This window comes from Paenibacillus algorifonticola, assembly GCF_050481745.1.
Lineage (GTDB): Bacteria > Bacillota > Bacilli > Paenibacillales > Paenibacillaceae > Pristimantibacillus > Pristimantibacillus algorifonticola_A.
Genome location: NZ_JBCNGR010000008.1, coordinates 323,926 through 348,969, shown reverse-complemented (window position 1 = coordinate 348,969; position 25,044 = coordinate 323,926). Strand labels below are relative to the sequence as shown.

General features: G+C 50.3%; 23 protein-coding genes. 15 read left to right on the top strand and 8 right to left on the bottom strand.

Features of this window, described 5'->3' with window-relative positions; genetic code table 11:
• Window positions 1-44 precede the first annotated feature (44 nt).
• Window positions 45-911: a LysR family transcriptional regulator gene (locus ABEW34_RS09135; RefSeq protein WP_430157322.1), complete on the bottom strand. Its 867-nt coding sequence runs from the start codon at window positions 909-911 to the stop codon at window positions 45-47.
• A 98-nt stretch (window positions 912-1,009) separates the two neighbouring features.
• On the opposite strand from ABEW34_RS09135, the gene ABEW34_RS09130 reads away from it, so the two are divergent.
• Both ABEW34_RS09130 and ABEW34_RS09125 read left to right on the top strand, forming a co-directional pair.
• Window positions 1,010-1,909, top strand: coding sequence for a DMT family transporter (locus ABEW34_RS09130; RefSeq protein ID WP_430157320.1), 900 nt, complete (start codon window positions 1,010-1,012; stop codon window positions 1,907-1,909).
• A 99-nt stretch (window positions 1,910-2,008) separates the two neighbouring features.
• Window positions 2,009-2,791: an MOSC domain-containing protein gene (locus ABEW34_RS09125; RefSeq protein WP_430157318.1), complete on the top strand. Its 783-nt coding sequence runs from the start codon at window positions 2,009-2,011 to the stop codon at window positions 2,789-2,791.
• Between the two features lie 205 nt (window positions 2,792-2,996).
• Here the strand turns inward: ABEW34_RS09125 and ABEW34_RS09120 are convergent, their stop codons facing one another.
• On the bottom strand, window positions 2,997-4,208 hold the full coding sequence (locus ABEW34_RS09120) for an MFS transporter (protein ID WP_430157315.1): 1,212 nt from the start codon (window positions 4,206-4,208) through the stop codon (window positions 2,997-2,999).
• 340 nt (window positions 4,209-4,548) lie between these two features.
• Between ABEW34_RS09120 and hemE the strand changes: the two genes are divergently transcribed.
• The 6 genes from hemE (at window position 4,549) to ABEW34_RS09090 (ending at window position 11,244) form a co-directional block, all read left to right on the top strand.
• Entirely contained in the window at window positions 4,549-5,625 is a 1,077-nt protein-coding gene (gene hemE / locus ABEW34_RS09115) for a uroporphyrinogen decarboxylase (RefSeq protein WP_430157313.1), read from the top strand.
• Entirely contained in the window at window positions 5,612-6,553 is a 942-nt protein-coding gene (gene hemH, locus ABEW34_RS09110) for a ferrochelatase (RefSeq protein WP_430157310.1), read from the top strand. The genes hemE and hemH overlap by 14 nt, the downstream gene beginning before the upstream one ends.
• Before the next feature lie 25 nt (window positions 6,554-6,578).
• Window positions 6,579-8,063 (top strand): protoporphyrinogen oxidase, encoded by a 1,485-nt coding sequence (gene hemG / locus ABEW34_RS09105; protein ID WP_430157307.1) that lies wholly within the window; start codon window positions 6,579-6,581, stop codon window positions 8,061-8,063.
• Between the two features lie 102 nt (window positions 8,064-8,165).
• The gene (locus ABEW34_RS09100) at window positions 8,166-9,554 is read left to right on the top strand and encodes a CapA family protein (RefSeq protein ID WP_430157304.1); all 1,389 of its coding nucleotides are present in this window, start codon (window positions 8,166-8,168) and stop codon (window positions 9,552-9,554) included.
• Between the two features lie 20 nt (window positions 9,555-9,574).
• On the top strand, window positions 9,575-10,351 hold the full coding sequence (locus tag ABEW34_RS09095) for a glycerophosphodiester phosphodiesterase (protein WP_430157302.1): 777 nt from the start codon (window positions 9,575-9,577) through the stop codon (window positions 10,349-10,351).
• Entirely contained in the window at window positions 10,345-11,244 is a 900-nt protein-coding gene (locus ABEW34_RS09090) for a DUF92 domain-containing protein (RefSeq protein WP_430157299.1), read from the top strand. Before ABEW34_RS09095 ends, ABEW34_RS09090 begins: the two co-directional genes overlap by 7 nt.
• 115 nt (window positions 11,245-11,359) lie before the next feature.
• On the opposite strand, the gene pepF is transcribed toward ABEW34_RS09090, so the two are convergent.
• From pepF to ABEW34_RS09075, 3 genes are all read right to left on the bottom strand, one after another.
• A complete protein-coding gene (pepF, locus tag ABEW34_RS09085) occupies window positions 11,360-13,153 on the bottom strand; it encodes an oligoendopeptidase F (protein ID WP_430157296.1) in 1,794 nt (597 codons plus the stop codon).
• Between the two features lie 306 nt (window positions 13,154-13,459).
• Window positions 13,460-13,642 (bottom strand): hypothetical protein, encoded by a 183-nt coding sequence (locus ABEW34_RS09080; protein WP_099519659.1) that lies wholly within the window; start codon window positions 13,640-13,642, stop codon window positions 13,460-13,462.
• Between the two features lie 78 nt (window positions 13,643-13,720).
• Complete coding sequence (locus ABEW34_RS09075; protein ID WP_046229982.1) at window positions 13,721-13,954, bottom strand: hypothetical protein; 234 nt, start codon at window positions 13,952-13,954, stop codon at window positions 13,721-13,723.
• 200 nt (window positions 13,955-14,154) lie between these two features.
• Between ABEW34_RS09075 and ABEW34_RS09070 the strand changes: the two genes are divergently transcribed.
• From ABEW34_RS09070 to ABEW34_RS09055, 4 genes are all read left to right on the top strand, one after another.
• A complete protein-coding gene (locus ABEW34_RS09070; protein WP_430157293.1) occupies window positions 14,155-14,856 on the top strand; it encodes a class I SAM-dependent methyltransferase in 702 nt (233 codons plus the stop codon).
• 81 nt (window positions 14,857-14,937) lie between these two features.
• Window positions 14,938-15,135, top strand: a complete 198-nt coding sequence (locus tag ABEW34_RS09065) for a cold shock domain-containing protein (protein WP_046229980.1) — start codon at window positions 14,938-14,940, stop codon at window positions 15,133-15,135.
• Window positions 15,136-15,371: 236 nt separating this feature from the next.
• Window positions 15,372-16,925: a hypothetical protein gene (locus tag ABEW34_RS09060; RefSeq protein WP_430157291.1), complete on the top strand. Its 1,554-nt coding sequence runs from the start codon at window positions 15,372-15,374 to the stop codon at window positions 16,923-16,925.
• 117 nt (window positions 16,926-17,042) lie between these two features.
• Entirely contained in the window at window positions 17,043-17,759 is a 717-nt protein-coding gene (locus tag ABEW34_RS09055) for a YebC/PmpR family DNA-binding transcriptional regulator (protein ID WP_056029519.1), read from the top strand.
• Between the two features lie 128 nt (window positions 17,760-17,887).
• Here the strand turns inward: ABEW34_RS09055 and ABEW34_RS09050 are convergent, their stop codons facing one another.
• The gene (locus tag ABEW34_RS09050) at window positions 17,888-19,066 is read right to left on the bottom strand and encodes an MFS transporter (protein WP_430157288.1); all 1,179 of its coding nucleotides are present in this window, start codon (window positions 19,064-19,066) and stop codon (window positions 17,888-17,890) included.
• 261 nt (window positions 19,067-19,327) lie between these two features.
• Between ABEW34_RS09050 and ABEW34_RS09045 the strand changes: the two genes are divergently transcribed.
• A complete protein-coding gene (locus ABEW34_RS09045) occupies window positions 19,328-20,356 on the top strand; it encodes a tetraprenyl-beta-curcumene synthase family protein (RefSeq protein WP_430158529.1) in 1,029 nt (342 codons plus the stop codon).
• Window positions 20,357-20,387: 31 nt separating this feature from the next.
• Entirely contained in the window at window positions 20,388-21,356 is a 969-nt protein-coding gene (pfkA, locus tag ABEW34_RS09040; RefSeq protein WP_430157285.1) for a 6-phosphofructokinase, read from the top strand.
• Between the two features lie 212 nt (window positions 21,357-21,568).
• Here the strand turns inward: pfkA and ABEW34_RS09035 are convergent, their stop codons facing one another.
• Window positions 21,569-22,756: a putative glycoside hydrolase gene (locus ABEW34_RS09035; protein ID WP_430157282.1), complete on the bottom strand. Its 1,188-nt coding sequence runs from the start codon at window positions 22,754-22,756 to the stop codon at window positions 21,569-21,571.
• A 208-nt stretch (window positions 22,757-22,964) separates the two neighbouring features.
• Complete coding sequence (locus ABEW34_RS09030) at window positions 22,965-23,159, bottom strand: hypothetical protein (protein WP_046229973.1); 195 nt, start codon at window positions 23,157-23,159, stop codon at window positions 22,965-22,967.
• 272 nt (window positions 23,160-23,431) lie between these two features.
• On the opposite strand from ABEW34_RS09030, the gene ABEW34_RS09025 reads away from it, so the two are divergent.
• Window positions 23,432-25,018 (top strand): DEAD/DEAH box helicase, encoded by a 1,587-nt coding sequence (locus ABEW34_RS09025; RefSeq protein WP_430157280.1) that lies wholly within the window; start codon window positions 23,432-23,434, stop codon window positions 25,016-25,018.
• Window positions 25,019-25,044 lie beyond the last annotated feature (26 nt).

Here is a 25,044-nt window from a genome sequence, read left to right as displayed (position 1 = left end):
TGCCAGATAACTAGAAAAAGTTCTTGAAACCCTACTTTGCATATTCACTCAAACAGCTCCAAAGCCGTCTCGATAAACAGCTTGACCGCAAGCGATGCTTCCTCAAGCGACGGCACGGCGAGCCGAATTTCCCGATAGCCTTCGGGAGAAAGCTCTAGCTTGATCACATTTGGCGGCAGTGATTGCATCGCTAGCTCTGACAAAATGGACATGCCGAGTCCTTCCTGTATCATGCTGAGCAGCGTATTGACATTTTTAATGATGAATTTAATTTCCAGCTCCGTCTCGGCCCGCTGAAACAGCTCCACTATAGGCGTCTCATAACCTGATTTGCAGTTAATGAGTGGATTGCCGCTAATGTCCTTAACCGAAATGACTTCATTGCCGGCCAAAGGATGATCGTCCCGCATAACGGCATACATCCGCTCCTTATACAAAGGGATCGTTTCAAACGCTTCGTCCGGCGGAATGATGAGGGCCACATCGATGATGCGCGTATGGAGCCATTCCTTCACCTCGTCAATCGTGCCTTCATGCAGCTCAAATTCAAGATGAGGATATTTGGCGGCGATGGCCCGCATGATTTTGGGTAAAAAGTAAGCGGAAGCAACCGGGAAGGCGCCGACGCGAATCGTGCCGATCTCCAGCCCTTTTTCACGGGAAATTTCCTGCTCAATTCGCTCATACGATTTCAAAATTTCCCGAAACATCGTCAGCAGCCGCCTGCCGATATCCGTTAGCAGGACGCCATTTCGACGATCGCGTATGAGCAGCACGACACCAAGCTCCGATTCGAGCGTAGATATAGCCCGGCTCACGGCGGGCTGCGTCATATTCAGCTCAAGTCCCGCCTTCGTGAAGCTACCGGTTTCGGCAATTTTAATGAATATCGTTAGCTGCGAGTTTGTCATAACTAAAGTGTTATGCCCCCTATAATAAACATTTATTTTATTTATGTTGAAAACTATTGTATCATTCGGTAAAACGACCACACAAGGAGCTGTTCAAGGTGCCTGGTATTTCCCGATCAGCGGCAACGATGTATTTAATTTTTCTCGTGTTTATATGGGGCATCAATTGGCCGCTTACCAAATATGCGCTGGACTTTTCTCCGCCTTTGTTATTTGCGGGCATTCGAACGCTCATTGGCGGCATTTTGCTTGTAGGCTTTGCCATTTGGAAGCGGGGACCGCTGCGGCTTAAGCAGAATTGGCTGATTTATCTTATTGCTTCTATGCTGAACATCATTATGTATTACAGCTTTCAGACGATAGGGCTCCAATATATGCCGGCAGGACTATTCACGGCGATTGTCTTTTTACAGCCTGTGCTGCTCGGTGTGTTTGCATGGCTGTGGCTAGGCGAGGCGATGTACCCGCTGAAAATTATCGGCCTTCTGCTGGGCTTCGCCGGTGTTGCGGCGATAACGACGGGAGGTATATCCGGCCATATTTCCGTATGGGGCTTGCTGCTTGCGATTGTTTCGGCTATAAGCTGGGCAGGAGGCACGATATATACGAAAAAAATGGCGGCGCGAGTCGATTCCCTATGGATGACCGCGATGCAGGTGGCGATTGGCGGTGTCGTTATTTTGGGCACAGGGTCGATGACCGAAAGCTGGTCTGATATTGTATGGAATATGTCGTTCATATTCGATACGCTGTTCATCTCTATTTTTGTCATCGCGATCGGCTGGCTTATCTACTTCAAGCTCATTCGCAATGGCGATTCAGCGAAGGTCGGCTCGTTCATGTTTCTGATCCCGCTTATAGCGATCGTGTTCAGCGTATTGTTTTTGAATGAGCATGTCACGATCAATTTGGCGGTGGGCCTTGCACTTGTCGCATCCAGCATAATCGTAGTAAATAGGAAGCCCAGACGCTTGAAGAAAGAGCTTCCTGTGCTATGATAGCTAATAGAATCGTATAAATGTAATCGGGCGCTGCCGCTCTATGGGGGCAGCGCCCGTTTCACGCAGTTATTTTGCATGAGACAGGAGAAGTGGGCAGTGGCAGAAAAACCGGCAGTCGGACTCGTAAAAACACGGATTGGCACGATTAAGGAAATGAACCGTTATCCGATTAAATCATTTGCGGGCGAGCGGCTCACATCCAGCAGGATGGAGACGTATGGGCTGTACGGCGACCGCAGCCATGCTTTTATAGATGAAACGAAGGAAGGCTGGGACAGCTTTATTACGGCGCGGCAAATTCCGGCGATGCTTGGCTACAAGGCGAAGCTTCAAGGCAATGATGATTGTGAAAAGGGTACGGCAGCGGCTTCCGAGTTTCCCGAAGTGACGGTCACGTCGCCTGACAATCGCGAGCTCGCCTGGAGCGTGCAGCTGCTCGCCGAAATACAGGCGCACACCCGCACGACCATTTCCATGCGGCGTTATGCGCCGCAAACACCGGATTTGCTGGGCGCGGATGCCAGCAGCGTGCTCATTGTAACGGATGCGCTGCTCAGCAAGCTTGAGGCGATGTGGGGCAAGCCGCTCGATGCGCGGCGGTTCCGGGCGAACCTGATTGTGGCGCTTGCGGGCGATGCGCCGGATGAAGACAGCTGGATCGGCAAGCGGCTCCAGCTTGGCAGCGCGGAGCTGCGAGTAGATGAGCATTGCGAGCGCTGCTCCATGATTGCGCTAGACCCCGATACGCTGGCGCGGGATATGTCGCTGCTCCAAAAGGTAAACCAGGAGCTTCATCTGCATGTCGGCTTATACGCCTCGGTTACGAGAGCGGGGCTTGTGCATGTTGGCGATGAGCTATTCTTGCTTTCTGACGACTGAGCGGGAAATAGGAAGTGGATAGCTAGAAGTGGATAGCAGCAAGATGAGTGATTTTCCTCGCCTATAAATGCTTATATTTTGAAAAAGCAGCCTCGGCGTATATGCCCAGGCTGCTTTTATCTCCTTTTTCCCTATGAAGTTGTTTTACAGTTGGGCTGAGCTGATAGGGATTCGCAAGTTCAAGGCTGGCACTAGCTGACTCTGGCTAATTTTGCAAGGCCCGGCGTTTGCCCCGCAGCAGCGACCGATGCACCCACAATGCATTCAGCAGCATCATAACCGCGGACATAATGAACAGTCCCCGGATGCCAATCCAGCCGGATAGCGCGCCGCCTGTAATCGGGCCGACCATATTGCCGAGGCCGAGCGTGCTGCTGTTAAAGCTATAGGCTCGGGATTCCATGCCGTCCGGCGTATATTTGCGAATGAGCGAGTTGACCGTCGGCACAAGTCCGCCGAGGAAAATGCCCAGCACAAATCGGGAAATGAGCAGCTGCGGCACGCTGTCCGCGAGTGCCTGCGGGATAAAGGTCAACCCTGCCCCGATGAGCGAATAGCCGAGTATGCGCTCCGACCCGATGCGATCGCTGAGCTTCCCTAGCACGGGCGACGCAATGAGATTGGAGATGCCAGCCGCAGAGCCGACGAAGCCTGCCCAAAAAGCCAAATTGGCTGTGGGGCCATGCAGGCTTTGAACATGCAGCGGCAGCAGCGTCATCGAGCTCATCATGGCGAACTGGATGAGGAAGGTGACCGCATACAGCGCCGTCAGCTCATGAATGCCGCGCAGCCGCTTGAAGCCTTCGATGACGGAAATTTGCACTTTAGCTGCTGCCTTCTGCAAATCGAACGTCTCCTTCACGACGAACAACGCCAGCATGGATGCAGCGAACAATAGGGAGCCTGTCAAATAAAAAATCGGACGGTAGCCGACAGCATCAGCCAGCAGCCCGCCGATAAAAGGGCCTAATATCGTTCCGGCAATGCCGCCTGATTGGAGCGTTCCCATCGCATAGCCCATGCGATCCTTGGGCGTGCTGGCAGAAATCAGCGCAACAGCCGCGGGATTAAAGCCGGAAATTGTGCCGTTCAGCATGCGCAGCAGCAGCAGATGCCACGGCGTCGTCGCAAAGCCCATCAGCACAATGACAATCGCCATGCCAATGCCGGAGCGAAGCAGCATCAGCTTGCGTCCGTAGCGATCGGCGTATTTTCCCCATATCGGCTGAAAAATAAATTGCGTGACGAAGTTGCCGGCGAAAATAAGGCCAGCCCATAAGGCAATTTCATGCGGATCGGTCAGACCCAGCTCAAATTGCAAATAAAACGCCATAAAAGGAATGATCATGGTCATTCCAGCCATTACGAGAAATTGCCCGAACCAAAGCACGATGAGATTTTTTTTCCACTGTTCCATGTTTTTTAGTATAGCACAAGCTGCCAGCCAGACAGAAATGCGAAGAACAATTAGTCAAGGTGAAACGGCTGCCCTCCGTCTTTTGGCGGCGCGGCGCGTTTCAGTCCGAGAAATATAAGAAGGTTTATAAATGTGAAACTTATTAATGCTTATATACTTATATGCTTATATGTCAGAAAACCACGAAATTCGCCTTGAATCAGGTTATAATAAAGTGAATGCGTAAAGAGAGTGTCATAACATTGTCATAGGAAGTCCGGAGCTGACGGTTGTTAGCCCCTGCAAAAACGGGCATAATGGAGTTAATAGAAAATTATTATAGAAAAGAGGAACGGCGAACATGAGCTATAATGACCGTTTCATTCGGGCCTGCCGCAAGGAACAGCTGGATCAGGTACCCGTCTGGTATATGCGCCAAGCTGGAAGATACGACCCTGAATATCGAAAAATAAAAGAGAAATATTCGCTGCTCGAAATTTGCAAGCAGCCGGAGCTGGCTGCGGAAGTGACGATGATGCCGGTGCGCAAGCTCGGCGTGGATGCCGCTATTTTATATTCGGATATTATGAATCCGGTTGCTTCAATCGGTATTGATTTTGATATTGTGGCGAACGTGGGGCCCGTGATCGATAACCCGATTCGCTGCGCGGCGGATGTAGACCGGCTGAAGCCAATCGATGTAGAAGGCGATCTCGGCCATGTGCTGGAAACGATCCGTATTTTGGATCGGGAGCTTGATGTTCCGCTTATTACATTTGCCGGAGCGCCGTTTACGATTGCCAGCTATTTGATTGAAGGCAGACCATCCAAAAACTATTTGCGCACGAAGGCTATGATGTACAGTGAACCAGATGTGTGGAATAAGCTGATGGACAAGCTGGGCGATATGGTTATCGCTTATTTGCGTGCGCACATTGAGAGTGGCGGCAAGGCTTTTCAATTGTTTGATAGCTGGGTAGGCGCGCTTGCGCCAGCAGACTTCCGCAAGTTTGTTCTGCCGACTATCGAGCGCATCTTTAGCGAGCTGTCGGATTTGCCGCAGCCGAAAATTTATTTCCCAGGCGTAAGCTCGGGCGAGCTGCTGCCGGAGCTGCACAAGCTGCAGGCTGATGTGATTGGCCTTGACTGGAGAGTATCGATTCCCGAAGGACGCCGCCGTTTGAATCACGGCTTTGCGGTACAGGGCAATCTGGATCCCGTCCTGCTGACAGCTCCAATGAGCGTGCTTGAATCGTATGCCGCGGAAATTATTGAGCAGGGACTGGAAGAGCCAGGATTTATTTTTAATTTGGGGCATGGATTATTTCCTGAGGCTTCGCTTGAGAAGCTTCAAGAGCTAACGGCTTACATACATTCGTATTCAAAAAAATATATTGCAGCGCGCGAAGGGAAGGAAACGAGCCATGTCGGAAGCTGAAAACAGCAAAATCGGAGTTCTCGTTATGTCATATGGAACACCAGAAAGCCTTGATGATGTAGAAGCGTATTATACGCATATTCGTCGTGGCCATCCTCCTACTCCAGAGCAATTAACGGATTTGTATGGCCGTTATGAGGCGATTGTCGGCGGCGTATTCCCGCTTCGTGAAAATACGAACGGACAGGTAGCCGGCCTTGCGGATAAGCTGGAGCAGCTCGCACCAGGCCGTTATGCTTGTTATCAGGGGCTGAAGCATGCCCGTCCATATATTGAAGACGGTGTAGAGGAAATGGCTCGCGATGGCATTAAGCAGGCAGTAGGCATCGTGCTGGCCCCGCATTATTCGACGATGAGCGTCGGCAGCTACATCAAGCGTGCGCAGGAGAAGGCTAGCGGGCTTGGCGTGGAAATGACGTTTGTCAAGCAATACCATCTGCATCCGAAGCTGCTACAGGCGTTGACAGAACGGGTAACGGATGGGCTTGCACGGCTAAGCACGTCATCGGGCGGGGAGACGAATGTAAAGGTGCTATTCAGCGCGCACAGCTTGCCGGAGAAAATTCGCGAGCTCGGTGATCCCTATGAGGAGCAGCTGCTGGAGACGTCGCGAGCAGTAGCCAAGCAGGCGGGCCTTGCGGATGATGGATGGCAGTTTACTTGGCAAAGCGCAGGGCGGACGAGAGAGCCTTGGCTTGGCCCGGACATTTTGGAGACGCTTGCCGAGCTTGCTGAGCAAGGGGTAAAGGCTGTATTGGCCGCGCCAATCGGCTTTGTGTCGGATCATCTTGAGGTGCTCTTCGACCTCGATATCGAAGCGAAGACAACAGCGAAAAATATGGGCATCACCCTTGAACGAATTAAAATGTTAAATCGTGACCCGCTCTATATGGAGACGCTGGCGGAGTCTGTAATAGAAGCAACGTAGAGGTTGGTAAGAGAGGATGAATGAGATGCGGAGAATCGGAGAAGCTGATCGAATTGTCATTATTGGCGGGGGGATCAGCGGGCTGAGCTCCGCTTTTTATTTGCAGCGGGAAGCGGAGCGGCAAGGCAAAGAGATTCATATAACACTTGTCGATAGCGCCGAGGTACTGGGCGGCAAAATCAATACGCTGCAACGTGACGGCTTCGTCATCGAACGCGGCCCGGATTCTTTTCTTAGCCGCAAGCTGGCGATTATTGAGCTGGCTAAAGAGCTAGGCATAGAGTCCGAGCTGACGGGAACGAACCCGAAGGGAAAGCAATCCTATATTTTGTTCAAAAATAAGCTTCATGCGATGCCGCAGGGACTCGTGCTCGGCATTCCGACGGAAATTATGCCTTTCGCCCGGACGGGCTTGCTTACTTGGGGCGGCAAGCTGCGGGCGCTGCTAGACTTCATCATGCCTTCGCGTAGTGAAGCTGGCGACGAGTCGCTGGGAGGTTTCCTTGGCCGGCGGCTGGGGACGCAGGTTGTGCAGCGCATTGCAGAGCCGCTGCTGGCGGGCATTTACGCTGGCGATCTTAACAAGCTGAGCATTCAAGCGACGTTCCCACAGTTCGCAGCTGCAGAGCGCAAGCATGGCAGCTTGATTCGCGGGATGCGCAGCAACAAAAAGCTCGCTAAGGCTCCCGATATGAGCATGCTGCCGGAAGGGGCAAGAAGCAGCGTGTTTCTTACCTTTAAGGGTGGACTGTCTACTTTGGTAAATGCGCTGGACCGAGCTTTGCCGGGCATGGAGCGCAAATTAGGCCAAGCGGTTATCGGAATTCAGGATAGAGCTGCGGGTGATGAAGCCGCAAGTTTGGCTGGCATGGCGGACGGGGAAAAGTCGGGGCCCCGCTACACCATTGAGCTGGCAAACGGGGAACGGCTGCCTGCCGATAAAGTGATTATGACGGCGCCTGCGTTTCAGGCAGCGGAGCTGCTGGAGCCGCTGGTTGATTGCGCGGAGCTGCGGGAGATCGATTACATATCGGTCGCAAACGTCGTCATGGCTTTTGACAAAGCGAGCCTTGGTGTAACCTTCAAAGGTTCGGGGTTCGTTATTCCGCGTTCGGAAGGCTTGCGAATTACAGCGTGCACATGGACCTCGACGAAATGGCTGCATACGAGTCCGGGAGACAAAGTGCTGCTTCGCTGTTATGTAGGCCGGGCAGGCGATCAGATAACGCCTTTTTTGCCGGATGACCAGCTTATGGCCGCTGTAAGAGAAGATGTGAAGAAGACGATGAATATTACCGCGGAACCTTTATTTACAGAAATTACACGGCTGCCGCGCTCTATGCCGCAATATCCGGTTGGCCATCTGGACCATACTAAGCGCCTGCGCAAGCGTTTGGCCCAGCAGGTGCCGGGCATTCATATTACAGGAGCGGCTTTCGACGGCGTAGGTTTGCCGGACTGTATTCGGCAGGGCAAGGAAATTGCGGCTGCTGCGCTCTCCTCTTCCTAGATGCATGGTGAATGAAGCAGCTTCCCTTCTAGTTATTTCGCATATTTATAACAAGCTTGCTATAATAGACAGGAAACTTTATTCATAAAGGAGCATCCTGTCATGAATAGATCTAGAACAGAATCGCGACAACAGCAAAAAGTCAGGCGTAAAAGAAGACTAAGACGCCTCATCATTTTCAACGGATTTATGCTTGGACTTATTGCGGTCGTTATTGGCTTATGGCTTAATACGCAAAATTGGTTTGATGCTGCATCTTTATTTAATGGGGAAAATAAACCTCAGGCAGCCGATGCCGCCTCCACCGGTACCACTGGTAGTCAGGAGCCGCCAAACGCAGAAACGGGTGCAGGCAGCAGCTCGCCTTCTCCATCTGCAGAAGCGGCAGCGACGAATGATCCTGTTCCTACAGCCGATGTGACTAACGGTGAAGGCGAGGCAGCGGCAACGCCAGCCAAGCAGCCTGAGGAGGAAGACCATGAAGCAGTCGATGGAACGGGCGGCAATGAAGGTTCCGGGCAGCAGCCATCAATTGAAGCTGGCGACGAGGATACGGTGAAGCTGAGCTTTGTTGGCGATATTTTGCTGGCTGCTTCGGTTGGCGATATGATGAAGCTGAATGGGTATGACTATCCGTATAAGCAATCGCTGCTTTATTTGAGCGAGCCGGATATAATGGCCGCTAATTTGGAGTATCCGGTGACGGATAGCGGTGTTCCGGCAGTAGATAAGACGTATGTGTTCAAAGGTTCTCCAGAAGCGCTTCCTGCTTTTCGAGATGCCGGCTTTGATGTCGTAAGCCTGGCGAACAACCATACGCTTGACCAAGGTGTCGAAGGATTATTTAATACGATGAAGCATCTCGATGAGACGGGAATTTCCCATATGGGAGCCGGGAAAAATGATACGGATGCGTTTGCGCCTGTCATTAAAGAGGTGCGCGGTATTAAAGTAGCGTACATTGGACTGAGCAGAGTTGTACCGGAAGTATCATGGAAAGCAGACAAAAATGTTGCAGGCGTAGCGGAAACCTACGATACGACAAGAGCGAAGGCGGCAATTAAGCAAGCGAAGGAGCAGGCCGATCTGGTTGTCGTGATGGTTCACTGGGGAGAAGAGCGCAAAGATACGCCGCTGCAATACCAGCGGGATTTTGCACGCGAATACATAGATTCGGGAGCCGATCTTATTATCGGCAGCCACCCTCATGTGCTGCAAGGTTTTGAGACGTATAAAGGCAAGTGGATTGCATACAGTTTAGGGAACTTTATTTTTAGCGCTTACCCGAAGGGACCGACTGCCGAGACAGGTGTGCTGGATGCGATTTGTACGAAAAAAGGGGACTGTGACCTGAAGTTTTACCCGATGTCCTCCGACAAAGCGCAGCCAGTGCTCATGGATTCGGAAAATGCGACAGCGCTGCTAACGCGCCTGACGAGCCTGTCCTTTGGCGTGAAGCTCCGAGAGGATGGCGCTCTCGTCTCTAAATAAAGAGCAGCGAGGAGGAGCGCATGGCAGAGCCAAGAAATGTATGCGTAGCCCACCGCGGGTGGTCAGGGCGTGCGCCTGAGAACACGCTTGCCGCAGTGAAGCTGGCGATGGAAGAGCCTGATGTGTATTGGATTGAAATTGATGTGCAGCTATCGAAGGATCATATTCCAGTCGTTATTCATGATTATAAGCTAAGGCGTACAACGAATGGCAAAGGCGATGTCCGCAATTGGACGGCTGCCGAACTAGGTGCGCTTGATGCGGGCAGTTGGTTTTCCCCCTTGTTCAAAGATGAGGGAGTACCAACGCTTGATCAAGTGCTGGCATTAACAGCTGGGCGCTGCAACGTTAATATTGAGCTCAAAACAAATGGTATTCGCTATCCTGCGCTTGAGGAGCAAGTGCTTGCAAGCGTGCGCCGATTTGGCGTGGAAAATGAAGTGGTGCTGACCTCCTTCTATGCCGGAGCGCTGAATAAGCTGTTCAAGCTGACGGAAGGACGTATTCGTACTGGCTTGATTATTGACGGATGGCGCCAGACGCTGCCTCTGGAGCTGAGCCAGACGGGGTCGACCTTGCTTTCGATTGATTATTCGAGGCTGAATAAGGAGCGAGTGAAGCTGCTTAAGGAAGCGGGCATTCAGGTGATGGCCTGGACGATAAACGAGGAACGGGCTATTCGCAAAATCGCTGAGCTGGACCGGGAGCTGATGATTTGCACGAATTTCCCGAATCGCTGGCGGCAGGCAATGGCAGGACTGAGAAATAGAACTGGAGAGGAGAAAGAGAAATGGTAGGCTGGATCGATGAATGGTGGCTCAGGCTGCTTGGCGGCCTTGTTGGCAGCGGCTTAATTGCTTTCGTCGCCTATCGTTTCCGCTCTCTTTCGTTATCGGGCGCATTATCGGCAATGGCAATGGGAACAGGCTTTGTGACATGGGGCGAACCAGTATGGTTCGCCTGTCTTATTGCGTTTTTTGTTACCTCAACCCTATGGTCGAAATGGAAAAAGCACTCCCGGGCGAAAGCGAAGGCGGAAGCGGGATATGAAAAAACAGGACGTCGCGACGCTGGACAAGTGTGGGCGAATGGCGGAGCAGGCCTGCTGCTGTGCTTCGGCCATGCGCTGTATCCAGCATCCGGCGATGGCTGGCTGCTCGCCTATATTGGAGTTATGGCGGCCGTAAATGCCGACACATGGGCGACGGAGATCGGTGCGCTGAGCAAGCGTCCACCGCGTTCGGTGACGAGCGGCAAAGTCGTCGCTCCCGGCACGAGCGGCGCTGTGACGCTGCTCGGCTCACTGGCGGCGCTCGCTGGTGCTGCCTGCATCGGCGTCGTAGCCGCCATTATGCTGGCATGGTTTCATCCAGCGTCTGCAGCCGATATGCAGGCTGGGAACGCGGGGCTTGCGGGCGGAGGGCTCGGCCTAGCCTCAGCTGTAGCTCTTATTGCGGCGGCTGCAATAGCTGGCTTTGCCGGATGCTTCGCTGACTCTTGGCTCGGCGCCACCTGGCAGGCGATGTACCGCTGCACAAGCTGCGGCAGCGAGACGGAGCGCCGCACGCACTGCGGCGTAAAGGCCGAGCGGACACGCGGGTTTGATTTTATGAACAATGACCGGGTTAATATGCTGTCATCCTTGTTTGCAGGTGTAGTTGGCTTAGCACTGGGCCTCTGGTGGCTTTAGCTGCAAAATAAAATAACACCTTCGCTCCTTGATACAGGAGTGGAAGGTGTTATTTTTGTTTTTTAGGTTATCCCCTTAGCTCAGAAAACAAGGCAGGCAAAGAGGAGAGGCAAATTTATTTTTTAGTTAGCTCTTCCATTTGGCCGATGAGGCTTTCGAACACGCTCATCGCTTGCTCAATCGGCTCTGGCGAGGACATGTCGACGCCCGCTTTTTTCAAAATATTGATTGAGAAGTCGCTGCCGCCGCTCTTCAGGAAGCCGAGATAACGCTCGACTGCTGGCGCGCCTTCCTCCAAAATTTGCTTGGAGAAGCTCGTTGCGGCCGAGAAGCCAGTCGCGTATTTATACACATAGAAGCTGTTGTAGAAATGGGGAATGCGTGCCCATTCCATCGCAATATCTTCATCTACGGCCATATCGTCGCCATAATACAGCACATTGAGGTCGTAGTAGATTTTGCTCAAATCCTGCGGAGTCAGCGATTCGCCTTGCTCGCTTCTTTCGTGAATGATTTTCTCGAATTCGGCAAACATCGTTTGACGGAACACCGTGGTCCGGAATTGATCCGCATAGTAGGTGAGCAGGTACATTTTTTCCTTCGGATCGGTAGACTTGTCAAGCAAATAGTCCATCAGCAGCGCTTCGTTTAGCGTGGAAGCCACTTCCGCGAGGAAAATCGTATATTGCGCATCACGGTAGTTCTGGGTTGTGTCGGAATAATACGAATGCAGGGCGTGGCCCATTTCATGCGTCAGCGTAAACATGCTGTTCAAGTTGTCCTTGTGATTGAGCAGCACATAAGGATGCGTGCCGAATGCTCCCCAGCTGTAAGCGCCGCTGCGCTTGCCTTCATTCTCATATACGTCGATCCAGCCATCGTCAAAGCCATGCTGCAACACGTTCAAATAATCGTCGCCGAGCGGCTTCAAGCTTTCTTTGACCGTTTTTTTCGCATCCTCATACGTAATGTTCATATCGAATTCCTCTACAAGCGGAGCGAACAGATCATACATATGAAGCTTGTCGACGCCGAGCAGCTTTTTGCGCAGGTTCATATAGCGATGCATCAGCGGCAAATGCTTGTGAATCGTGTCAACCAGGTTTGTGTATACCGTCTCGGGAATGTTATCCCCATAGAGCGACATGGCGAGAACGGAATCGTGCTTGCGGGCACGGGAGTAAAAAATATTTTTCGTTACATTGGCATTCAGCGTTGCCCCGATTGTGTTTTTGAGCTTTCCGTATGTATCGTACATCGCTTGGAAAGCTTCTTTGCGCACGTCGCGGTTTTTGCTCTCAAGGAACTGGATGTAACGGCCCTGCGTCAGTTCAACCTCTTCGCCGTTCTCGTCCTTCACTTTCGGGAACTTCAAATCAGCATTGTTAAGCAGGCTGTAAATCGTGCCGGGAGCAGAGCTCATATTGCCTACTTGCGCAAGCAGCGCCTCTTCATTTTTCGAAAGAACATGGGCTTTCTGGCGGCGCATTTCTTCAAGTGTATGACGGAACGCTGCCAGCTCAGGATTTGCGATCAATTGATCCAGCGCCTCGTCGCTTAAGGAAAGCACCTCCGGCGTAATGAAAGAGAGGGCTTCTCCTGTTTCCACGCTCAGCTTCTTGGATTTGTCGGACAAGGCCTGATAGGTCGGCTCTGCCGTATCCTCATGATGCTTCATATTGGCATATACGTATAGACGCTCCACATGCAGCGACAATTCATCCTCCTGCTCGAAGCAGGCTTTCAGCTGGGCCGGGTCTGCCAATGTGCCTTGGAAAGCGCTGATTTTGCCAATCAGGCTTTTGGCAGCGGCAAACTCCTTATCCCAAGCAGCTTGATCTGCAAACAGGTCTTCGAGCTTCCAACGGGCTTCTACTTTCGTTTCGGAACGCTTAGGTACGTGATTCATCGAATTCCTCCTTGGTATAATGGTAGATGAAGTAGCATGTGGTGCAGTTTTGGAATAGGCGGGCTGAATCATTCCCTCAGCGCCACTAATTCCGGCTGTCAGGCTTAGAGAGACAAGGACGGGTAGCCATTTCATAGTTGCGTTCGCCTCCGGGCATAAATTTGTACCTAGTATGTACCGGAGGCTGCCTTGTTATGTTGAAATACAAGAACTTTCTAAACTCTTAGATGTGGCAATCGGCTGCTCTTGTATTTAATGCGTTGGCGGCTGCTCCTCGGTGTATGGCTTGTCAGCTGCCGCCAGCGCTTATGAGCTTCCCATCTGAAACAGGCTGAATACAATGAGGAAAAACGAGAATGCAATTAAAACAATAGAAGCAAGTGCCAGCCCGCGGCGCAAATTGGGAGCGAGAGTATCGCGTTTTGCAAGGACTATCCATCCTAGTGCAAAGGATGCGACAATAAAGATGATATTAGTCATTAAATCCATCTCGAAACGTACACCCCCTGTAACCGCAAGCACAACATGGCCTCGTTAGTTTTCGCTGTTAAGGTTGAATTTTCCTGCTTATACTTCCTTGAAAGCACGGATGATGTTCTCCCGCTCTTCCTCGCGGCCAACATACTGGTCAGCACGGAAGCGATTTTCGGCCCAATGCATCATTTCTGGACGGCTTACGAACGTAAAGCATTCTTCGCCCCATTGATCGGAAATATCTCGTACGACGAGGGTTTTCCCCTGTACCTCTACCGTCAGCATATTGTACTTGTCGGTTTTGAATATCTCGTATTTCTTGAACATGTTGTAGGTCACCTTACCTTTCGTTACGGCTTACACCGTATTCTTACTATTTTAGCTATCCAGGGGGTGGAAAGCAATAAGGGATGGTGTTATAATATCAGCTATAATGCGGGAAAGAGGCATTTGCGAGGCGAAGCTTCTATAGAGGTAGGAGCGTAATCGCGAGGGTGAGTGTAGCTGAGACGAGGAGAGATGAGAAGATGAAGCAATTGAAGTATGAGCAGGTAGGCGTTGCTATTACCTGCCGGGGTTTTGATGAGTATGTACACATGTTCGGACTGAAAGAAGAAGATTTGGGCGCGGGGCCTCTACTGGACATTGCTGCCGGGGGAGCTTCTTTTACCGCTGAGGCATGTGCCCGAGGGTATGATGCCCATGCTGTTGATCCGCGTTATGCGGGAGATGTGAAGTCGTGGATTGCACAGTCTGCAGATGAAATTGAAGTTTCCACAAACAAGCTGATCGCACTGCAGGAGGCATTCGACTGGAGCTATTATAAGGACCCGGCGAATCATCGCGCGGGAAGAGAGCGTTCGCTTGAGCTGTTTGCAAGCCATTTGCGATCTGTTGAAGGGCAAGCCCGTTATCGTTTTGGGCAGCTGCCGGAGCTTCCTTTTGAGCAAGGAACCTTCTCGCTTGTGTTATGCAGCCATTTTTTGTTTTTGTATGCAGAGCAGTTTGATTTCAATTTCCATAAGCAGGCTGTTTTGGAAATGATGCGATTGTGCAAGCCGGGGGGACAGGTGAGGATTTACCCGCTGTTATCGCTAAGCTGGAATGCTTACCCGCACATGGATGAGCTGCTAAAGGCTGTCGCAGAGCGGGGCGGACAGGCGGAGCTTATGCCGGCGAAACTTCCTTTTATTCCTGGATCAGATTTATTTTTGAAAATAAGGGTTTAATTGCATTTTCCAGTTTAAGACTGTATAATATAGGGTATACGCTGATTAAACAGCGGTTTATTTTTTTAGGAGGTTGTTCATTTGAAAGGAACAGTTAAATGGTTTAACGCAGAGAAAGGCTATGGCTTTATCTCGGTCGAAGGCGGCGAGGATGTATTCGTTCATTTCTCCGCTATCCAAAGCGAAGGCTTCAAATCGCTTGACGAAGGCCAAGAGGTAGAGTTCGACATCACTGAAGGCAATCGCGGTGCACAAGCGGCTAACGTCGTTAAATTATAAGATTCGAAGTTTCTTATAATACTTGATTGCAGCATGTACAGGAGCTTCCGGTTAATCCGGGGCTCCTTTTCGCATTTTAACAAGCCACTAGGACAGTGGGCAGCGGATGGTGCTGCATAATAGTTCGAAAAGAGCGGAAAAAAGGAGAACCTTGGCGCGGGAAATACGTAAAAATAAAAGCAGCAAAATAAAGCATGATGAACCTTGTTTTTCACTATTTTTAAAGGGGGAGAATGATGATGGAAGCCGGTGCCGTGTTTGAGAGGCTTAGCTTTAGTGACATTAAGCTGAAATTGCCTCGCGAGAGCTGGTATTACTTGCGCAATGAACAAAATGATGGAGAACTTGAAGCAGAGAACGTTTGGTATTATAAAGGGGATTTGCGGCTTAGTGAGCTTCTGCTCGACTTGGATGCTATGCTCATTCTCGTTGAAGGAAATTTGATAGTGGATCGCTATATTGGCAATACAGATACAGACGGGGCTACCGGCCTGATCGTTCTAGGCGATATGCGCGCCAGCCATATGGTTGTTGGTGGGCAGGAGATCCATATCGCTGGCGATTTGCAGGTGGAAAAAATGTTTTGGGGAGATTATAATCACGGCGATCTCATCGTTGAGGGCCATATGCAGGCGGAGCTGATGATGACGAGCGATCAATATAGAGTACGCATTCAGGGGACATCGGCCTTTGAACGATACATAGTAGATTGGGACGACTTCGGTGTATGGCAGGGCTTCGACATGACCGAGCTTTTTGTTCCAGAAATTATTATAGATGAGGATGAAGAGCCATTCGTCTGGCGAGAGGAAATGCTGCGTCTTTTGGAAGAAGACAAGCCTATCCTATATGAAGATCGAATCAAGCCGGTTCGTGAACAACCGCAAATTCCTTTGTTATTCGCAGATACACAGCTCCGGCCGCTTTATATGCAGCAGGTAACTGCGGATTCTCTTTGCTTCCTCGGTGAGCCTGAAGCTGCTAGCTCAAGCTATGAGTTTTGGCTGGGTGATCAGTTTTTTCGTGCAACTGCGTATGGCAATGAAGCGGATTCGGGACATTTTCGAAGCGTTTATTTTCAGGATGGCGAGGAGTACGGGGCTTTGCTGAAAATAGAACCAGTTGCTGCGCAATCAGGCTCTGCAGCTCATTCACACCCTATGCAATGGCAGTTATCGGGCAAATATCGCAAAGTCACGGACGAGATTGTAGATTGGTCGGTTATCGATGATGATTCACCGGCCGCTATCCAGCAGCTATGCCAGCAAAATTGGGTTTATTTGCTGCAAGCTGTATCGACCTATGAATATGCCCGTCATCTCATTGATCCGCAGCTTATACGGGAGATATTGGCTCTCCCGCTTGTTGAGCCCTATAACGATTATTATGATGAAGAGCGGAACGGGCTATGGATCGGCGATATATATTTTTCATTTCGGCAAGAGGGTGAACTTTACAAGGATGTCCCGCGATTGGCAATGGTTCGCATGGCCAGAGACTATACCGATGAACAGGGCGAGGCCAAGGTCGAATATTGCTCATACCGTATACAGAAGCATATGGACGGCTCTGAATGTGTTTCCGTTCAGTATTCAGAAGATGAAGATGATGACGATTATACGATGGTCAATTACGAAGGCGGAGCTAAATTGCTGGATGCGGTCAAATTTTTTGAAAAAGGCCGAAAGCTGATTACACGTTACAACCAAGATATGCTGGATGGAACAAAACCTTTTTGTGGCGAAGATTTTGCGATGGAATATTGGAGGGAGAAAGGCTATATTTCTTAGTGATAGGAAGTATGGGGACGTTAATTTGCCATGCGCTTTTCACATTTTAGACTTTGACCGGATTAGGCCGGAAATGTTACACTGTTAGGTGGAATCTTTGTCGGAGGAGCGAGTGGCATGAAGTTTAAATTGTTTAAGGATCGCAAAGGGAAGGCCGATCAGGCTAAAAATAATAAGTTTGTAAAGCTGTCGCGTGAAATTTATGTGCAGGCACGTAAGGGCGGAGCGAACCCTGAGGCGAATTTTGGCCTGAAGACAGCCATTGCCAATGCACGCGCGGAGCAGATGCCCAATGACAACGTTGAACGGGCAATCAAGAAGGCGACGGGCGGCGACGCGGTCGATTATGAAGAAATTATGTATGAAGGCTACGGCCCAGGCGGTGTCGCGATTATGGTTCGTTGTTTGACGGACAATCGCAATCGTACTGCGGCTGATGTACGCTCGGCTTTTAATAAGCGTGGCGGCAATATGGGTGAAAGCGGCTGCGTATCCTATATGTTCGATCATAAAGGCTTGCTAGTCGTGGACCGTGAGGATTTAGAAATTGATGAGGACTCCATGATGATGGTGACGCTGGAGGCTGGAGCAGAGGATCTGGTCGTAAACGAAGACAGCTTCGAGATTTTGACGCATCCGCATGAGTTCGAGCAGGTGAAAGGCGCACTTGAAGCGGAAGGCTATACGTTCGTAAGCGCTGGAGTACGCTGGCTGCCGCAAAACATGGTGGCTGTAGAAGGCGAAAATGCGGACAAGCTGTCCAAAATGATGGACTCCTTCGACGATAATGACGATGTACAGGACGTTTATACGAACTTCGAGCTTGAGGACTGATTTGAGGACTAACGTCTACATAGTCAGGCTGGAGCAAAAAAGCAGCTTCGGGAGCCACATGATCGTGTGGAGCCTGAAGCTGTTTTTTTTGAATTCGTTCAAGAGCTATAGGCTCATGCGGCATTCGTTCATGCGCTGCGCCTCGTATAATGTTTGTAAATAAAACCTGCTGCTGCTATTAACGCAAGCGTAGTACCTAAGTTAAAGAAGGCGGTGCGTCCGAAGCTTTCATATACATAGCCGCCAACGGTTCCGCTGAGCAGACCAGCAAGTCCTGTCCATACGACGGCGTATACCGCTTGGCCAGATGCGCGAAATTCATCGGGAATGAGCTGTGAAATATAACGCAATGCAGTTGAGAAGTAGATGCCGAATGTAATGCTGTGCATGAGCTGTGTCGCCACGACGAGATAAGGGCTGCTCAAATGTCCAATGAGCCACATTCGCAGGGCATACAATACGCATGCGATAAACAGCAGCGGCAGCTCCTTGAATTTATGGCCGTACTTTCCAAGCAGAAACAGCACGGGAATTTCGCTGCAGGCGGAAAGGGTCCAGGCGAGGCCGACAAGCGAATCGCTAGCTCCCATTTGATGCAGCGTTACTGCAAGAAACCCTTCGTACATGCGATGCGCGATTGATACGATCAAAATAAGGACGAAAAAGGAAACGACCTCTCTTTTGCCCAGCAGCTTGAAAAAACCGCTGAAATCCACTTTGCGGGCACTCCCGCGATAATCTCGCAGCAGGAAGGAGAGCGCTAGCGTTATCGTTATCGTACAGACTGCGAGCGGCAGTGTCCAATTGGAGCCCATCTGCTTCAATATAATGCCGAACAAGTAGGCGGATATCGCAAACCCGAGTGAGCCGAAAATGCGAATGAGGGCATAAGGAACAGCTGTATATTGACTGGATAATAAAATCATGCTGTCATTTAATGGATTAATAGGTGTCTGAAAAAAATAAAAGATCGTCATCACTAGACAGATCATCGTAAAATCTTGAATCGGGAACAGCAGCGATATCATGACCAGCTGCCCGAATAATAAAAATATAAATAATTTTTTTATTGTCTGAAATCGGTCACTTGCCCAGCCTAGCAATAAATTGGCAAGGACGGATATGAAGGGCCCAGTTGCATAGATAATGCCGATTTGATGCTCGGAATAGCCTCGCGCCAGAAAGTATAAAGGCAGGTAGGAGACGAGCAGCGCCTGTGTTGAATAGGCAGAAAAGCTGAAGGCGCGAAGACGCAGCGTTTCTTGGGATGTGTTAAGCTTCGCCTTTTCTAGGCCAAGTTGTGTCATTGCTGTATTCACTCCATAACTGTAAAAAACCTTGATTATACAGGTGTTATAGCTAATTATTAATAGATTGTAAACCATTATAGCATGAACTGCTGGATTATTGTTTATTGAAATGGTACATTTATGAGTGGAGGTTTCATTCATCGTGTAATAATGGGCTGGTAGCCGGCGGTTATTCAGCATTTTTTTAAGAGGAGGAGGTGCATCGTGAGATTGAAGACATTTTCAGGCAGCCGTGCGCCCCGAGGGCCTTTAAAACTTATGCATCGCGTATATAAATATGTGCTGCCGGAAGTTGAAGCGCAGCTGGGGAAGCTGCGGGCTATGGCAGAGCAAATTCCCGACAGGGAGCTGCGGACGCAGGCGCTGAGCAGCATGGCGAGCAAGAAATTCCATTGTCAGGGAGGGGCTGTATATGCAGCGGCCAACTTGGAACAGCGGCATATTCTTATACCGCTTATTGTTGCGCTGCAAACGATTAGCGACTACCTGGACAATTTATGCGATCGCAGCACTTCTCTTGATGCGGATGATTTCCGCCTCTTGCATCAGTCCATGCTTGATGCGGTTAATCCGGCAGCGCCGCTCCGGGATTATTATGCCCACCGGAAGGAGCGGGACGACGGCGGCTATTTGCACCACCTCGTTGCCGTGTGCCAGCACCATACAGCGCTGCTTCCTTCCTATGCCAGCGTTCAACGTGACGTAACCGAGCTGGTCAGCCTATATGGTGATTTGCAGGTATACAAGCACATTCGCAATGACTTGCGCGAGCCGAAGCTGCTCGCTTGGTGGGAGAAGCATGCACAGCGCTACCCGCACTTGCAATGGAATGAATTCGCAGCGGCCAGCGGATCGACGCTCGGCATGTTTATGCTTTTTTTAGCGGCTAGCGGTGAGGGTCTGTCTTCGCCGGATGCGTCTGCGATTAAAGAAATTTATTTTCCGCACGTATGCGGCCTGCATATTATGCTTGATTATTTGATCGATCAGGCGGAGGACCAGGCAGGCGGAGATTTGAATTTCTGCAATTATTACGACAGCTTCCCTTTGATGGCGGAACGGATCGGTACAATAGTGGAGTGGGCAAGGGAGGATGTCCGGCATTTGCCGGCTTCCCGGTTTCATCGCCTTATCATTGAAGGGCTGCTGGCCCTTTATTTATCCGATCCGAAGGTGCGTGCGCAGAAAGAAGTGCGCAGCGTAACGCGCAAGCTGATGAAGAACAGTCCGCTTACCCGCCTGTTTTTCCTGATTAACAGCGTGTGGATCAGGAAGCAGCAGGCTTAGCAATATATTACATCATTTTGGAGGAATGACTATGTCTTCAGTAAAATCAATCGCAGTATTAACCAGTGGCGGTGACTCCCAAGGGATGAATGCAGCCGTTCGCGCTGTAGTGCGGAGCGCTTTGTATAACGGGCTGGAAGTATACGGTGTACAACGCGGTTATCAGGGTCTTCTGAATGACGATTTGCGTCAAATGGATCTTCGCAGCGTAGGCGATATTATTCAGCGCGGGGGCACCATTTTGCAGACGGCGCGCTGCAAAGAGTTTATGACAGCTGAAGGCCAGGAGAAGGGCGCTGAAGTTTTGCGTGGGCGCGGCATCGACGGTTTGGTTGTTATCGGCGGCGACGGCTCCTATCAAGGTGCTAACAAGCTGAGCAAGCTTGGAATTAAGACGATGGCATTGCCAGGAACGATCGATAACGATATTCCTTTCACGGATTATACAATCGGTTTCGATACAGCGGTTGGCATCGTTGTTGATGCCATCAACAAAATTCGCGACACGATGTCATCCCATGAGCGTTCGTCAGTCGTTGAGGTAATGGGCCGTCATTGCGGAGATATTGCGCTTTATGCTGGACTTGCAAGCGGCGCCGAGACGATTCTTGTACCGGAGGTTCCGTTCAACCTAACGGAAGTTTCGCAGCGGATGGAAGCCAATTTTGCCAAAGGCAAGCGTCACAGTATTATTGTTGTTGCTGAAGGAGCAGGCAATGGACATGATGTATCCAGCGAAATTACGCGTGGTTGTGGACTTGAGCCGCGAGTAACCGTGCTTGGACATATTCAACGCGGCGGAACGCCGACTGCGGTTGACCGTATTCTTGCAAGCCGTCTTGGCGATTATGCTGTGCATCAGCTGATGGCTGGCGATTCGGGCAAAGCTTGCGGTATCGTGCGCGGAGAGTTTCTTTCTACGGATATTGATACGGTTGTCAATACGAAGAAGCCATTCAACCTGGAGTTGTATGAGCTCGCGCTGCGCCTGTCGCAATAATGCCTTCTGGCTAAACAAACAAATAACCTCCGGCAACGCTTTAAGACAGCGTACCGGAGGTTATTTGTTTTTGAAATATAGGATGATATCCTAACGCTATCCTTTCTCTATATTTCTCGGATTGAAACGCGCTGCGCGGCCAAAGGATGGCGTCAGCCGTTTCACCTTGTGGCGAGAAGCCTAAGTAAAAGCAGCTAGCCTTACTTGAATGGTTATTCGTAATTAACGCCCTCTGAATATTTATTGCCTGCATTCCATAAAAGAAATTCATGAATATCGGTGTCGGCTAGCGCCTTAATCTGTGCCTCGACTTCTTTCTTGCCATATTTCATATAATTGCCCTGTCCCAGCCAGCTGGCTGTAAAATCCTGAATCCAAGGACGAATAATCGGCTTGGCGTCGCCAATCGGGTCAAGCTTGGCATGGGTATCCTCCATAGCGCCAACGATGGTTTCATAGGGTTTTTTATCCGGCACCTTCTGCTTGAACCAGCCTGTGCTGTAATGGCTCGGATAAACCATGGGGGATATAACGTGCACATCATTGGAAATTTTTACAAAGTCCTGCCCAATTCCTTCGGCGGCAGGCACCGATGCGGCGTAGCCGAAAATATCGACCGATACACGCACGCCAAGCGGCTCAAGCTGCTCACGGGCATATTTCACGAATCCTGCGACGGCATCGACCCGGCTTTGCTCTGTTTTCTCATACTTCAGCGAATCGGCTTTCTTATCAAAGCCTTCAGGAAAACGGACATAATCAAACTGGATCTCCTTAAAGCCCAGCTTGGCTGCTTCCTTGGCAACAGCTACATTATAACTCCATACTTCTTTCATATAAGGATTAACAAAGCTTTCGCCGCGGCCATTTTTCCAAATCGTTCCGTCTGAATGGCGGAAGGACAGCTCCGGATGCTGGCGTGCCAGCACAGTGTCCTTAAAGACGACGATTCTGGCAATGGGATAAACCTCATGCTGCTTCAATTTCTTCATCAAGTCGCCAATGTCGCGAATGTACTTCTGTGTAGTTCCCAGTTCAAGCAGCTCCGGCGTCTCCGTTGGGTAGGTGATATAGCCGTTGTCGTCCTTTACATCGATGACCATGCTGTTCAGCTTCGTATCATCGATGAGCTTCAGCAAGCTGTCCATACGCGCTCCACCTGCACTGTGAGCCGTCACGTAGATGCCCTTCACAATTGGAGCATCTTTCTGTGGATCGCGCTTAGCACCCGTCTCAGACGTCTCCAGGCCTTCTCCGTCCGATGGGCTCGCCTGCACGATCGTTGTTCCTAGTGAAGCGTTTAGTACCGAGGCTGCGAGCTCCCGGGCGGCTGCATGATCCTCTCCGCTTCCCGTCAACAAGCTGTATAACAGCATGACAGTTGAAAAGATGATGTCCATTTCCTTCTCTCCCCGCTAGCTCTTCTTTCCAAATTATAAAGCAGAATTAGGCTGCGTGACACTTATTTTTTTCAAAAAGCGTAATTTTACACAGAGAAATGTTGCTTAAAGCACCATTTTTGGGCGGGGACTTCCGGTGGAAAAAGCATGCAAAAAACCTGCTGACGTATGCGTCAGCAGGTTTACTATCAATCGGTATATCCCCTTGTCATTGCAGTAAGGCTTCTCTTTGGTGCTCGCAAATGCTGTGCTGAACAATCTCCATTGCATCCGCCGGTTCAAGTACAGCCAGTCCGTCCCTCAATACGATATTGATCGAGAGTTCCCGATCCGTAAGAAAAGGACTGAGCTCTGGTGCTAGCTTCTCTACAATTTGTGACAGTGTTACGGTTTCGATATCCACCTGGCATCACCCTTTCATCATAGGTTCAGGGCAAAACATATGGCATGAAAACGTTAAAACAGCGGGATAACCACATTATAGCAGGATCAACTTTAAAAAAACAGGGTTAACTGCCATGCGCGCAGCGGGCAGGGAATATTAAATAAAGCAAACGCTTACGCGTGCGTCTTTTGATCTGTTTTTAAGCTTCGCTGGTAAACGTGTATGATTGTATGCTATAATAGCTTGGATATTTTTCAAGTAGGCTGCAGATAAAAGGAGTATGAGAAAGTTTGAAAACATTTGCTGAATTTGGCTTGGAACCTAAAGTGTTGCAAGCAATCACGGAGCTGGGGTTTGAGGAGTCAACTCCGATCCAGTCCAAAGCTATTCCAATTGCAATGGCTGGTCAAGATCTAATTGGTCAGGCACAAACAGGAACAGGAAAAACAGCGGCATTCGGAATTCCGCTCATTAATAAAATTCCGACAAGCGAGGAGCGCATTGTCGCCTTAATTATGACGCCTACCCGTGAACTCGCTATTCAGGTAGCTGATGAAATCGGGAAGTTGACTCGATACAAAGGTTTACGCTCATTGCCAATTTACGGTGGACAAGAAATTGGACGCCAAATTCGCGCTCTGAAGAAGAAGCCGCAAATTATTATTGGTACACCAGGACGCTTGCTTGATCATATCAACCGTAAGACGATCCGTCTTGAAGATGTACAGACGGTCATTCTTGATGAAGCGGATGAAATGCTGGACATGGGCTTCATGGAAGACATTCAGTCGATCCTGAAGCAAGTGCCGGACGAGCGTCACACGATGTTGTTCTCGGCTACAATGCCGCCGAACATTCAGAAGCTTGCCCAGCAATTTCTGAAAAACCCTGAGCATGTGTCGGTTATTCCTAAGCAAGTAACGGCACCGCTTATCGATCAAGCGTATATTGAGGTTCATGAGCGCCAGAAGTTTGAAGCTCTTAGCCGTTTGCTTGATATGGAATCCCCAGAGCTTGCAATCATCTTCGGCCGTACGAAGCGCCGGGTTGATGAGCTTAGCGAAGCTTTGCAAAAACGTGGTTACACGGCAGACGGCCTTCACGGCGACTTGTCCCAAAACCAACGCGACAGCGTAATGCGCAAATTCCGCGACGGCAGCATTGATGTGCTGGTTGCAACGGATGTAGCTGCTCGTGGCCTCGACGTATCGGGCGTAACGCATGTTATCAACTTTGACCTTCCGCAAGATCCGGAGAGCTATGTTCACCGTATCGGCCGTACTGGCCGCGCAGGCAAAGAAGGTACTGCATGGTCGTTCGTAACGCCTCGTGAGCTTGATCACCTGCATTTCATCGAGAAAGTTACACGTCAAAAAATTAGCAAAAAACCTTTGCCTAGCATCGCAGAAGCGATTGAAGGCAAACAACGCTTGACAGCTGAGCGTTTGCTCGAAGTTGTTCAAGAAGAAGAGTTCACGGAATACAAAGCAATTGCGATTCAATTGCTTGAGCAATATGATTCCGTTAACTTGCTTGCAGCGGCCGTTAAATTGCTGACAGGCGAGAAGAAGGAAGTCAATATTGAATTAACACCGGAAGAGCCGCTTCGCGCGAAAAAACGCAAGCCGGACATTCGTTCGAATGGTCGTCGTTATTCTGGTTCCTCGTCCTTTGGCGGCGGCAGTGGCCGCAGCTCCAGTGGCGGTGGCGGCTATCGTGGCCGTGATGACAGACGTGGCGGCGGAAGCGGTTCGAGCTCCAGCACGCGCAGCAGCAGCTACGACCGTAACCGTGATGGCGGCAGCAGCAGACCTCGCACTAGCGAGAACCGTCGTCCAAAACCATCGTCCGAAGGCTTCAACAATAACAACAACTAGGGTCATTTCAGCCTGTTCTTATACAG